This is a genomic window from Bradyrhizobium sp. Arg237L (assembly GCF_029990105.1).
Classification (GTDB): Bacteria; Pseudomonadota; Alphaproteobacteria; order Rhizobiales; family Xanthobacteraceae; genus Bradyrhizobium.
Genome location: NZ_JAQMIL010000003.1, coordinates 58404 through 70455 on the forward strand (window position 1 = coordinate 58404; position 12052 = coordinate 70455).

General features: G+C 61.4%; 9 protein-coding genes and 1 pseudogene. 6 read left to right on the forward strand and 4 right to left on the reverse strand.

Going from position 1 to position 12052, the window contains the following annotated elements:
- Window positions 1-101: 101 nt before the first annotated feature.
- Both ggt and OZ411_RS02430 read left to right on the forward strand, forming a co-directional pair.
- Window positions 102-1967 (forward strand): gamma-glutamyltransferase, encoded by a 1866-nt coding sequence (gene ggt / locus OZ411_RS02425; RefSeq protein WP_282526638.1) that lies wholly within the window; start codon window positions 102-104, stop codon window positions 1965-1967.
- A gap of 54 nt (window positions 1968-2021) precedes the next feature.
- Window positions 2022-2465: pseudogene (locus OZ411_RS02430) on the forward strand (ATP-binding cassette domain-containing protein); the annotation flags it as partial.
- A gap of 221 nt (window positions 2466-2686) precedes the next feature.
- Here OZ411_RS02430 and OZ411_RS02435 read toward each other — a convergent pair.
- Window positions 2687-3631: a LysR family transcriptional regulator gene (locus OZ411_RS02435; RefSeq protein WP_165421000.1), complete on the reverse strand. Its 945-nt coding sequence runs from the start codon at window positions 3629-3631 to the stop codon at window positions 2687-2689.
- A 65-nt stretch (window positions 3632-3696) separates the two neighbouring features.
- Window positions 3697-3855, reverse strand: a complete 159-nt coding sequence (locus OZ411_RS02440; RefSeq protein ID WP_282526639.1) for a hypothetical protein — start codon at window positions 3853-3855, stop codon at window positions 3697-3699.
- 11 nt (window positions 3856-3866) lie between these two features.
- Here OZ411_RS02440 and OZ411_RS02445 point away from each other — a divergent pair, with 11 nt between their 5' ends.
- From OZ411_RS02445 to OZ411_RS02460, 4 genes are all read left to right on the forward strand, one after another.
- The gene (locus tag OZ411_RS02445) at window positions 3867-4253 is read left to right on the forward strand and encodes a cupin (RefSeq protein ID WP_282526640.1); all 387 of its coding nucleotides are present in this window, start codon (window positions 3867-3869) and stop codon (window positions 4251-4253) included.
- An 88-nt stretch (window positions 4254-4341) separates the two neighbouring features.
- Entirely contained in the window at window positions 4342-5565 is a 1224-nt protein-coding gene (locus tag OZ411_RS02450) for an FAD-dependent monooxygenase (protein ID WP_165421002.1), read from the forward strand.
- A 154-nt stretch (window positions 5566-5719) separates the two neighbouring features.
- Window positions 5720-6697 carry a tripartite tricarboxylate transporter substrate binding protein gene (locus OZ411_RS02455; RefSeq protein ID WP_282526641.1) on the forward strand — a complete coding sequence of 326 codons (978 nt, stop codon included), beginning with the start codon at window positions 5720-5722 and terminating at the stop codon, window positions 6695-6697.
- Between the two features lie 663 nt (window positions 6698-7360).
- Entirely contained in the window at window positions 7361-7732 is a 372-nt protein-coding gene (locus OZ411_RS02460) for a hypothetical protein (protein ID WP_282526757.1), read from the forward strand.
- A 598-nt stretch (window positions 7733-8330) separates the two neighbouring features.
- Here the strand turns inward: OZ411_RS02460 and OZ411_RS02470 are convergent.
- Both OZ411_RS02470 and OZ411_RS02475 read right to left on the reverse strand, forming a co-directional pair.
- The gene (locus OZ411_RS02470; protein WP_282526642.1) at window positions 8331-8936 is read right to left on the reverse strand and encodes a hypothetical protein; all 606 of its coding nucleotides are present in this window, start codon (window positions 8934-8936) and stop codon (window positions 8331-8333) included.
- A gap of 36 nt (window positions 8937-8972) precedes the next feature.
- Window positions 8973-11909 (reverse strand): DEAD/DEAH box helicase, encoded by a 2937-nt coding sequence (locus tag OZ411_RS02475; protein ID WP_349016967.1) that lies wholly within the window; start codon window positions 11907-11909, stop codon window positions 8973-8975.
- Window positions 11910-12052 lie beyond the last annotated feature (143 nt).

Consider the following 12052-nt stretch of genomic DNA (forward strand, 5'->3'; position numbering starts at 1 on the left):
GTAGCCAGTGACGCTGACGAAGCCGGGGACTGGAAACCACGAATTTGTCGGTGAACTGAAAACGAGCGGGTCAAACGCTGCCCGTTCAACTCCTGGCGGGGATGTTGGATCGTGACAAACGTAACCATCTAAGTGTTGCGAAGCGCGCGATCACGGCGTCTCCTCATGCGGAAGAGCGTGCGCCCGAGGCTGGCGCGTACTGGAATGGTATGATGATGAACATGCAATGGATTGCCCTGCTCCTGGCGATGGTGGCGGGTGGGGCGCATGCGGCGACGCCGTTGGCGCTCGAGGCACAGAACGGGATGGTTGTGAGTTCGCAACACCTCGCGTCTGAGGCAGGCCTGGAGATTCTGAAGGCTGGCGGCAACGCCATCGATGCGGCTGTCGCAGTAGGCTACGCCGAGGCGGTCGTAAATTCGTGTTGCGGCAATATTGGTGGCGGCGGGTTTATGCTGATGCATCTGGCCGATGGTCGTGACCGGTTCATCAATTTCCGCGAAACTGCGCCGGCAGCGGCGAGCGAAAAGATATATCTCGACATCAGCGGCAATCCGATTCCGGGCGCTAGCCGGTATGGCTACAAGGCGGTTGCTATCCCGGGCACGGTCAAGGGGCTGGATGCCGCCCTGACCGAATATGGGACGATGTCGCGCGCCGAGGTGATGGCGCCCGCGATCCGGCTTGCCCGCGATGGGTTTGTGCTGACCCGCGCTGACACCGACATCATGGATTATGCGGCAGGTCGGTTTCACAATGACCCGGCGGTCGCAGGCATCTTTCTGCGCCACGACGGAAGTAACCTCCAGCCGGGCGACAGGTTGGTGCAGACAGATCTGGCGGTGACGCTCGAAGCGATCGCCAAGGACGGGCCGGACGCCCTCTACACCGGCCGAATCCCGGCTGCGGTCGAGGCTGCGTCGAAGGCAGGCGGCGGAATCCTTACAGCCGATGATTTTGCTCATTACAAGATCACCGAGACAGAGCCGCTGCACTGTACCTATCGCGGCTACGTCTTCGCCTCGGCGCCGCCACCGAGCTCAGGCGGCACGACGCTGTGCGAGATCCTGAATGTTCTCGAAGGCTACGACATGGCGGCGCTTGGTTTTCACTCGGCTGCCTCGATCCATGTCATGGCCGAGGCTATGCGTTATGCCTATCTCGACCGCAATACGTATTTGGGCGATCCCGATTTCGTTAGAAATCCTGTTGATCGGCTATTGTCCAAGCACTATGCGGCAGCCATCCGAGCCAAAATTCTGCCCGACAAGGCGACGCCTTCAGCGGAGCTGCGGCCCGGACTCGAACAGCATGAACAAGGCGATACCACGCACTACTCGGTCATCGATCACGCCGGCAACGCTGTCTCTGTCACCTACACGCTCAACGGTCTGTTCGGCGCAGCGGTGATGGCGCCGGGCACTGGTTTCGTCCTGAATGACGAGATGGATGACTTCACTATCAAGCGCGGCGTGCCGAATATGTACGGGCTGGTGCAGGACCAGGCGAATCTCATCGCGCCGAATAAGCGCCCGCTGTCATCAATGGCCCCGACGCTGATCACCCGGAACGGCAAAATCTTTGCGGCGCTCGGCAGCCCAGGCGGCCCGCGCATCATCACCATTACGCTTGAGGCGGCACTCAACATCATCGATTACGGCATGGAGCCGCGGCAGGCAGTTGATGCGCCCCGGCTGCATCTTCAAGGGCTGCCTGATGAACTCGACTACGAGCCGTATGCGATCTCACCTGACACCGCAAAGCTGCTTCGTGAGATGGGCTACAAACTGGTCGAACAGACGCCGTGGGGAGCGGCTGAGCTCATCGCGATCGGTCCTCCCGATGACGGCGTTGCCGGTCCGCGCTCGTCCGGCAATGATGCCGCGCGGAGCGGCAGGATGCGGCCCGGCTATTTCTATGGCGCCCATGATGATCGCCGACCGGCCGGCAGTGCCGCGGGAGACTAGATCGACGTTTCGAAAGGTCGCGACCGATGAATCGTTGAGCAGGACACCAGCAGCGTGAAGGCTGCGGCCGAAATCCTTGGCATCGAGGAACAACTGCAACGCAAGCCGCGGCAGCTCTCCGGCGGCCAGCCGCAGCGCGTCGCCTTGGGCCGCGCCATCGTTCGACATCCGCAGGTGTTCCTGTTCGACGAGCCGCTATCGAATCTCGACGCCAAGCTGCTCCGGTCGTATGTGGGAGAGAACGTCACGCTCGGAATCCGCCCGGAGGATCTGCATGTCGCATCCGACAGCGACGCGGCGGGCCTCAGCTTCGATGCTGTGGTCGAGGTCATCGGGAAGCTCGGCTCCCAGATTCTCTCGGACGTCAGGGTCGGCCCCAACACGATGGTGGCCGCAGTGGAGCCGACCATCAAAGCAAAAGTCCGCGACCGGCTTCGCCTCGCGCTGAATCCCGATCGGCTGTACTTCTTTGACCGTGTATCGCAGGCGGCGATCTGACGGTTTTTCTTGCGTTAGAGCATGATCCAATCAGGTGGAATTGCAGCCGCGATGAACGCTGCGCTCCCTCTCCCGCTTGCGGGAGAGGGTCTGGAGAGGGCTCTCCGCGAAGGGACTCTTCGTGTGGAGAGAGCGCCATAGCCGAAGCGATGGTGGCCGAAATGGTCACTTGCGCTCGTCGCGTCTTAGGCATTAGGCGTTCGAGCGAGGTTTCGACGGCGTCAAAGCTGTTTCTCAGAGCGAGATACAGTTGAGCGGCGGCTTGCGTTAGGACCAGTTTGCCCACCTGCCGTTCGAAGTGCCGGAGGCGCTGACGTGCCTGCTTGCGTCAGGAGCCATGCACGAAATGCCGAGAGCAGGGGATTGTCGGCTTTCTCTTCCGGGCAGGCGAAATAGTACGAGCCGACGCTTCTCAACGTGAGGCTCGACAGCACCTTCAGCTTGCCGGAGGTCAACTGGTCGGAAATCAGGAATTCAGGAAGCAGGGCGACGCCAAGACCGGAGTTCGCTGCGCTGATCAAAGTGGATTGAATATCGAAGCGTGGCCCGCGGATCACATTCGTACCGCCGAGTTCCGCAGCATCGAACCAGCGACGCCATGCATCGGGTCGCGTGACCAGATGCAGAAGCCGCAATTCGGCAACCTCACTCGGTCGCAGTTCGGCGCGCTTGCCGATAAGCGTCGGCGATCCGACCGGCAGAAGAACTTCGTCGAACAGATAGTCTGCTTGCGTGCCGGGCCAGTCCGGCTCACCGAAGTATAGCGCACCATCGAGCGCGGTCTCGCTGAAGAAGAAGCGCGTGTTGCGCGCACTCACGTTGACGGCAACGCCGGGATTCTGAGCATAGAAGTCCGGCAGGCGCGGAATGAGCCATTGGGTGCCGACGGTGGGCAGCACCGCGATGTCCAGAACCGTGCCGTCGGCCTCGTAGCCCATGATCTCGAGTGTATCGCGCTCGATCCGCTCGATCGTCTGCGCCACACGGGTGCTGTAGGCTGTTCCGGCACGCGTCAGGGTGATCCGCTTTTTGATCCGGTGGAAGAGTTTGACGCCGAGCTGCGTCTCCAGCTGCGCGATCTGGCGCGAGACCGCACTTCCGGTCAGCGCGAGTTCGCTGGCGGCACGCGTGACGCTGAGGTGCTTAGCAACCGCGCTGAAGGCCATCAGCGCGCCGAGGCTGGGTATTCTGCGGCGCATAGTTCATTCCAAAAACGCAAGACGTCCGCAGATTAAATTGTTTGCACGCCTAAACACAAGGCAACAAACTTGCGCGGATGACGAAAGTCAATTGAGCGGCGGCCTCTATCAACGCCGCGCCCATCAATGGCGTTGGGAATTTCAGACTGCGGCGCCAGCCAACCTGCAGGCGCTTCAACGATCAACTTCAAGGAGAATATCCGTGGCGGTCAACAAATTGCATGACGAGTTCCACACGCTCGACATGGAGAGCGGCTGGCAGCTGCCCCAGGGCTACAATCCCAAGTCGGGCGCGCTGGAGAAGATTTTGTCCGGATCGCTGGACACCGCGAACAAGCGCGGTAGCCGGACGCGATTGCTGAAATTCCCTCCGGGCCTATTCACCAAGCAACCGATCGTTCACGACCACTGGGAAGAAGTCTTTCTGGTCTCCGGCGACCTGATCGTTGGCAATGACGTGAACGGGCAAGGTGGCACGCCGTTTGCTGGATACACCTACGCGGTCAGGCCGCCGGGCGCGTGGCACGGTCCGTTCAAATCTGAAGGCGGCTGCCTGCTTCTCGAAATGCACTACTACGATCCCGCCTGACAGCGGCAGACACATTGACTGGCGGCCTCCTTCGCGGAGGCGCCGATGAGAGCCGATGCTCGAAATTTCTGCAAGAGGTCTGGATACAATGAGTAATGCGAAGCCTCCCGTCATCATCGCTGGGGCAGGGCCGGTGGGCATGGTGGCAGCGGCAGATATGGTGCGACAGAACATCCCGGTTCTGGTGCTGGAGAAGAACGACCAACTGAGCAGCGAGTCGCGCGCATCGACGTTCCATCCGCCCACGCTGGACATGCTCGATGATCTCGGTTTCGCCAGCACCCTGATTGCGCAGGGCCTGAAGGCGCCGACTGTTCAATACAGCTCGTCCGAAGACGGCGTGCTCGGGACGTTCGACTTCGCAGCGATTTCCGATCTGGTGCGGCATCCGTTCCGCCTGCAGGCCGAGCAGTTCAAGCTAACGCGCATCATTTTGGATGCTTTGTCCGGCAACCCGCTGTTCTCGATCGCGTTCGGCAGCGAGGTCAAATCCGTCGAGCAGACGAGCGATGCCGTCAAGGTAGTGGTCGGAGCCCAGGGGCGCGACACCATGCATGAATGCGCCTGGCTGATCGGCGCCGATGGCGCGAACAGCATCGTACGCCGCAGCCAGGACATCAAATTCGAGGGCTTCACCTGGCCCGAGCGCTTTCTGGTGATGACAACTCCGGTCGATTTCACGGTGCTTCGCCCGGGTGTGTCGTCGGTCAGCTATGTCGCCGATCCCGAGCGCTGGTACTTCCTTCTCCGCATCCTCGGAGCGTGGCGCGTGATGATGCCGGTGGCTGCGGAAATCTCCGATGCCGAGGCGCTCTCCGAAGACTATGTGACGGCGTCGATCCGGCGGATCGTTCCCGCCGAGATGGAAGCCCCCATCCTCCACACGACGTTGTATCGTGTGCATCAGCGCGTCGCCGCGAACTTCCAGAAAGGTCGCACCTTCCTGGCTGGCGACGCCGCCCATATCAACAATCCGCTCGGCGGCATGGGCATGAATGGCGGCATTCACGACGCATTGAACCTGACGGCGAAGTTGGGTTCGGTCATCAATGGTACGGCCAATGAGCGTGTTCTCGCCGACTACGATCTGCAGCGTCGTACGGTCACGATGCAGGCCATTCAGGGCGACACCATTCGCAACAAGAAGAATCTCGAGGCGAAAGATGAAGCCGACCGCGCGCGTTTCCGCGACGACATTCGCGCCGCGGCCGCCGATCCGGAAAAGGGACGAGCGCTCTTGCGCCGAATTGCAATGCTAGACTCGCTCGAGCGTGCAGCTTCGCTGCATGTCGCCGCGGCCCACCAGGGGTGATCAGCAATTCTCTCTTAGACGATGTCGACGGTAACCGGCTTATCGGCCGGGTAAGAACCACGTCAGTGGAAGCACCAGTGAACTTGGAGGAGTCAATGCCATGGTTCCCAAGATGTCATGCAGGATGTTCAGAATGCGAAGCAATGATCTACTGATGAAGTGGGCGACGTTTATTTTGGCGGCACTGCTATCGCCAGCATCCTTCGGGGTGCCCGGCGCGGCAGCGGCTGGATTTCCTGAAAAGATGATTACGATTGTCGTCCCGTATCCTGCCGGAAGCACCGCCGACGCGATTCCACGATTGGTGGGTCCGTTGATGTCCAAGTCGCTCGGTGTTCCGGTGATCATCGAAAATCGCGGCGGCGCAAACGGGTCGATCGGGGCGGTTCGCGTCGCTTCCTCACCAGCGGATGGCCACACGATTCTGCTTGCGACCACTGGCATGCTTACGATCAACCAATGGATCTATGAAAAGCCGACGTACAATCCTGAAAAGGATTTCACGCCGATCACCAATGGCGCTTCGACGCCGAACATCATCGTCGTCAATCCGTCGGTCAAGGCAAGCTCGCTGAAGGAATTGGTGGCGCTGGCCAAAGCTGAGCCTGGCAAGCTGACATTTGCTTCGGCCGGCAACGGGAGCACGAGCCACCTGTGTGGGGAGACGTTGAAGGTGCTCGAAGACATTGCTGCCGTTCACATACCGTACCAAGGAGCGGCTCCAGCACTCCAGGATGTTGTCGGTGGTCAAGTTTCTATGATGTGCGACAACCTATCGAATGTCGTCCAGCAGGTGCAGAGCGGAGCGCTGAGGCCAATTGTCGTGACCGCGCTTGAACGAAGCAAGCAGCTACCCGATGTGCCGACGTCCCCGGAAGCAGGATCACCTGATCTCCTCGCAGGCAACTGGTACGGCTTTGTTGCTCCATCGGCGACCCCAAAGCACGTGATCGAGAAGCTCAACAAGTCCATCGTGGAGGCCTTGCGAGATTCGACCGTCTCAGCTCGTCTGGAAGGCCTTGGTTTGACCGTGATCGCTGATGAGCCCGCCAAGTTCGGAGAAACCATCGCAAAGGATTCTGCACGGATGGAAAATATTGTAAAGCGTGCAAAAGCAAAGGTTTTCAACTGATGCTGTCGATCAGAAGGCACCGATGATCCCCGTGAGAAGCACTTTCAGCACGAAGACGTAGGCTGCCGCTACAGCACCCAACGCCTGCAACCCGCCTCTCGCCCACAGAAACGTATGTGTGCCCAAACCGCTATGGGTGCCTGAAGCGGATGGGGACGACCTTTGTGAGCGGGTGGTGAGAGCTGTCAAAGGCGGCTTGTGGTCGCACCAACAGCGAGCAGGGTTGTTTGTTCGGGTTTGTCTCGAATGGTGGCGAGTTGGTGCCCCTGGCCGGCAGTCGCCTATTCCCGTAACCATCTGAGTTTAAGGTCATTTTATCCGTCAATTGGCGTCGATACCAGCAGAAATACCAGCAAGATGACGCGCGGCATTAGCTCGCAAAAAATAAAGCAGCAACCGCCTCGGCAGCACGCGCGGCCTATGCCTTCTGGCCTCTACAATCTTCCCAACTGGAATCGAACCCGGCTATCACTCCCGTCGGATCGAACGAATTGATATCACCAGGGCAAGAGAGGCTTATCCCAAGCGCACCTCGTCGATTATGCCCCGCGATGCTGAGCGAGACACTTACCGCGCGCTGGAGGGTTTCCGCGGTCGACCGGTTCGCTTGGCGCCAGACAGGACGCCGAAAGCGCTCATCCGTCCAATGACGATGGCGCGCCAATGTCGGACAAGGCGCTGCGGATCATCGGCTGCGATATTGGCCCCGGCGGCGGACCAATGTGCGCCCGGCTTCCGCTCGACCACGGCGACCCTGCTCAACAAGGAGGGCGCGTTAGACAGCAATGGTGGAAGTCGATCTCGTGCACTACACGGACAAAAGCGCTGGCGCCCTGGCTGCGCCAGCTTAATAAGGGCGGCAAGAACAAGACCTACGGCATCGATGGCCGTGCCGCCTATTGCGCCGAACGCGTGCGTTTAATGCAGCATTTGGCCAGTTGCCTCTACAACCTGCGCGACCGTGTCTTCTCCGTCTCGCTGCGCAGATCGGCGGCCTGGCTTGCTCTCGTTTCGACTCTTGGTAGCGAAGCGTGATAGTCGTCCACGCTCTCAAGGTCGATCATAGTCTTGCCGCCCATCTTGTAGGCTCTGATCCGCTCGCGGGCGATGAGCTCATAAGCCTTGGTCTTTCCGAATTTGCCATAGCGGCAACCGTCCTTGAATTCGACGAGTCGGCGCCGTTTCCTGTTATCGTTGTCAACCATGGTTCCTGCATGTGCTTCGATGAACTCCGCCACAATTGGATCAAGCCCCGCTGAGCGAGATGGCCATTTTCACGGCGCGACCTTGGTGTCGACGCGCGCTTACCAGCAAGGCGCTGCTCTTGTGGTAGCTGACGACGTTCCTGCTGACTTGTTTCGACATGCGCGTAGCCCAATTGTCCGGGATGCGTTGATCTATACCGCCTACGGTGCCAAGCAAAAGGATCTCTGCTGCCGCGGCAAACTCCAGCGCGCTGTAGCGTGCAAATCGGACAGACCGGAAGCCGAAGACGGTGCAGACCTTCGAAGGCCATAGCAGCTTGCAGGTGACGATGGACCTCTACGGCCGCTTGTTCAAATCGGACGACCACAAGAAGGCGATGGACATGGTCGCCGTTGCTTCTAGCCTAAGGTCTCTTACCACCGGCTAGTCACTCATCTGTCAGGTTGGTTTTGTCTGGGACTTCATTGTCGTTTGTCTTCAGCAGGTGTCTCATCGCGCGCGCTGCTGGGACGAATGCCTTTTCGAAGGTGAATGCGTGCCAGTCGATTTCCGCTCGGGCGCCCACCTTATCTTGGTGAAGTTTGTCTCTGACGTTCTTCGCGTTTCCGACGTCGGCATCAAGGCCCATCTTTTTTTCGGGATCGAATTTCTTAGCTAGGGACGGCCTCCACTGGTAAGGTTCGACCTTATCGCCCTTCAGCCCATCCCGACCATTTTCGACTAGCCACAGGGCCGAGCCCAATCCTTCGCAAATCGAAAACGTACCGACGCAGAATTCGAAGTTCAGGATCTGGAAGTAGGGTTCGAACAAAAGGGACTTACCGTTGCCTCGCTCGGCGTGCGGAACGATCAGTGCAGCCTTCATCTCCAGCCCGACCAGAATGTGCTTCAGGTTGGAGACAAGCCGATCGTGCACTTCCTGAGCGAGGCCTGCCGGAAGACATTTCCGGATCCATGCTTCCCAATCGGCGGAATTGGAGACGTTGACGTATCCGTTTGGCTTACCAGGCAATTCGACAAGGTGAAACTTCATTCCGAGTTCCCTGTTCGGGCGCTCTTGCGGGTGGAATCAAGCAACCATCGCACCGACTTCGCCCTCCTGCGGCGCGCCGATGCGTTGGGCCGCAACGGCACCAATGCAATTTTCCAGTATCTGGATTCCGAGCGCCTTCGCCGTGTCGGGCGAACGGGCTCCCGCTCCAAACAAGGCTAGATATTGCCCCCTCGACAAGGGTATCGGCAATGCCATCAGCCCCAAAGCATCAGAAGGAAGGCCGAACTCAAGCCGGCGCAGCAGCCCGTCGAGCGCGAGCAGGAAATCGGGCTGTGCCGGGAAGAGGGCGGACAGGATCTGGTGCGCCGATCGGAGATGGAAGCGCGCGCCGTCCGCGATGCGGGCGATGTCGCCGTAATTGATGACTCCTTGGCGGAGGTTGGTCGTATAGTGCCGCTCAATTTCGTCGACGGGCACGCCGTCGATCCAGTCGTACAGGATTGCTGCTCGCTTGCATCGTGCCAGGAATTCGAACTCGCCGTCGCAGTAGCGCTGCAGGAAGTGTGCCATGTCGGCACCGTAGCGCTGTCCGACCTCGCTGGCGCGGATGCCCTCCGCGCGGCCACGCTTCATAACCGGCGTGTAGATGGCATCCATCTCGGCGAGCACCTGGATGATGCCCAGCACCCTGACCGGATCGGTGCGCGAGATGTCCAGCTGGCGCATTAGCTCGATCAGGCGCAGGCTGGACTCGAAGGCGAGAGAGGACGATCCGCACGCGCGGCCGAGCAGCGTCAAGCGGACCAGGTCGCCATCGCGTTCCGCGAGGCCGGCCTGCAGCAGCCGGTCGATCAGCGCCGCGATGTCGTTTTCGGTCTGGCGGATCCAGTGCGGGTTCGCCAGCGAAGCGGAATAGCCGCCGAACGTGTTGGCAAGAAGCCCGGGGATCTCGTCGGCCCGCACTCCGCGGACCTGGCTGAGGAGGCGGAGGATCCAGGTCGGCAGATCGCGCTGCTTGAACGAGGACGTGACGTCCTCGGGCCTTCCGAGCACGTATTTCTGGAATAGTTGCGCCCGCTCGACGGGCGTGTCCGCGAGGATGATCGCCTTGCCAATCTCGTTGTAGCCAAGCCGCCCGGCGCGACCGGCCATGTTCTTGTACTCGGCGATCGTGAAGGGGCGGCCATCCTCGCCGACGAACTCGTTCTCCGCGAGGATGACCGTCGAGGCCGGGCTGTTGATGCCGGCGGCGAGCGTCGTGGTCGCGGCGAGTGCGTGGATCTGTCCGCCTTGCGCTCGGTATTCGCGCTCGACGGCCTCGCGCTCGGCGCGCAGCAGATTGGTGTTATGGAAGGCGGTGCCTCCCTGGAGACAGACGCGCAGATCCTGCGACGCTGCCGTCAGGTCCTGCGTCGGAAGGACGGCGAGTACGTCCGTTGCGGGACCGAGACCCAGTTCCTTCGACAGATAGCGCGCACAGCCCTGTGCCGGACCTCGCGTGTTGCGGAAGACGATGATCTTCTCGCCCTTCGTGACCAATTGCTTGGCGAGCGGCACGATCACGTCCTGCGAACTCGGCTTCTCCCGCCGCTGGATGATGTGTCCTGGCGGGACCAGGGTCTCGGTCTTCGTCGTTCCGTCGACGTCGACGAACTGGAAGGTGCCGCGCCGGTCGAGCACGCCCTCGATCAGCGGGACGGGGCGATCGCGCGACGTCAGCAGCGGCAGGTCGAGCCACCGGTCGAAATTGTTGAGGTTGCCGATGACCGCGGACAGGACGACCAGCTGGGGATCGATGCCGCGCTGGCGCGCGCGAAGCAGCAAAGCGAAGATCAGTTCGACGGTGATGCCGCGCGTCGGATCCGTGATGAACTGCCCTTCGTCCAGCACGACCAAGCCAAGTTGATTGAGCAGACGCGGTGAGGAGAGCGCGAGATTCAGGAACATCTCGTACGTGAAGAAGCCGAGGTCGTACCGGCCGCTTAGGACAGGCCCAACGCCGTCGGAGGCGTCGCCGCTGCAGCGGACGACGCGCAGGCCCGCGGGCGCGAAGCGGGCGCTGAAGTCTTCGAACTTTTCGTTCACCAGGGCACGGTACGGCAGCAGGAAGACGGCCTTCCTGCCCTCGGTGACCGCGCGGATGGCGGCCAGTTCGCCGACTAGGGTCTTGCCGCTGCTGGTCGGCGCCACGACGAGCAGCGAATTGCCGTTCAGCACGCCGAACTCGTTCACGGCCCTGACCTGCAGCGCGTTCAGGCCGCCCGCAAAGGCCGCGGTCCACCCATCAACGATCTCCTGCGGCAGGCCGGCTCCGGCGAGCTCAGAGAAGGAGCCTGTGATCCGATGCGCGGGCGCGGGCGGGAACGCGGCGGCGTAGTTCGCACCGCGGACCAGCGCCGGGAAGACCAGTCCGCCCTGGACAGTACCGAGGAACGCGGGCGTCTGCGTCACGCCGATGCGGGTCGCCTCCACGCGCGCCAGGCGGATGATCTCGTCGGCGACCGCAGGGAAGCTGACCGGCGCACCGGCGCTCCCGCTCATCGCCTCGATCGTTGCGTAAGTGAGAAGGCCGTGACCGGTGCCGGGCTGCTCCCACGCGGCTTCGGTCGGCGAGCAGGCCGCGAGCAGGATCCGCCCCTCGCCGAAGATGCCGGTTAGCGCGAAGGCGCTACGTGGCTTGGCCGCGGCTTCGAGCACGCGGGCGGGAGCATGACCGCTGAAGCAGCAGTCCAGGATGCACAGGACCACCTTGGCTTTCGTCGTCCGGAACGCCTCGGCCAGCACCGTCATCGACAGCGCCGTGCCGGCGAGATCGGAAGGCTCGGTGTCGTACAGGACTAGGCTGCCGTCCGGGGAGCCATGTCCGGCGAAGCTCAGGACCACAATGTCATCGGCGCCAGCGCCGTTCAGGGTGCCGACGACCGCGTCCCGCACCGCCGACAGCGTGGCCTGCTCGTCGACGAGAATTCGCGATGCGAGCCCGGGCACGGAATCCGCGAACAGCGCCCACAACGCGGTGGCGTCGCGCTTCGCGCCGCCGAGTTCCGGAACGTCCAGCGACCGGTGACGGTCGATGCCGACGAATACTGCCTTCATGGTCATCGGTCTGTCTCTTCGTTGGGTCGGCCCGCGCCTTTTCGGGCAGGATCCGACAT

What these genes read in the sequence shown, in the direction of transcription:
- OZ411_RS02470 (WP_282526642.1), bottom strand. Translation starts at nt 8,936, where the DNA reads ATGAAGTTTCACCTTGTCGAATTGCCTGGTAAGCCAAACGGATACGTC.
- OZ411_RS02435 (WP_165421000.1), bottom strand. Translation starts at nt 3,631, where the DNA reads ATGGCCTTCAGCGCGGTTGCTAAGCACCTCAGCGTCACGCGTGCCGCC.
- OZ411_RS02455 (WP_282526641.1), top strand. Translation starts at nt 5,720, where the DNA reads ATGAAGTGGGCGACGTTTATTTTGGCGGCACTGCTATCGCCAGCATCC.
- OZ411_RS02450 (WP_165421002.1), top strand. Translation starts at nt 4,342, where the DNA reads ATGAGTAATGCGAAGCCTCCCGTCATCATCGCTGGGGCAGGGCCGGTG.
- ggt (WP_282526638.1), top strand. Translation starts at nt 102, where the DNA reads ATGTTGGATCGTGACAAACGTAACCATCTAAGTGTTGCGAAGCGCGCG.
- OZ411_RS02460 (WP_282526757.1), top strand. Translation starts at nt 7,361, where the DNA reads ATGTCGGACAAGGCGCTGCGGATCATCGGCTGCGATATTGGCCCCGGC.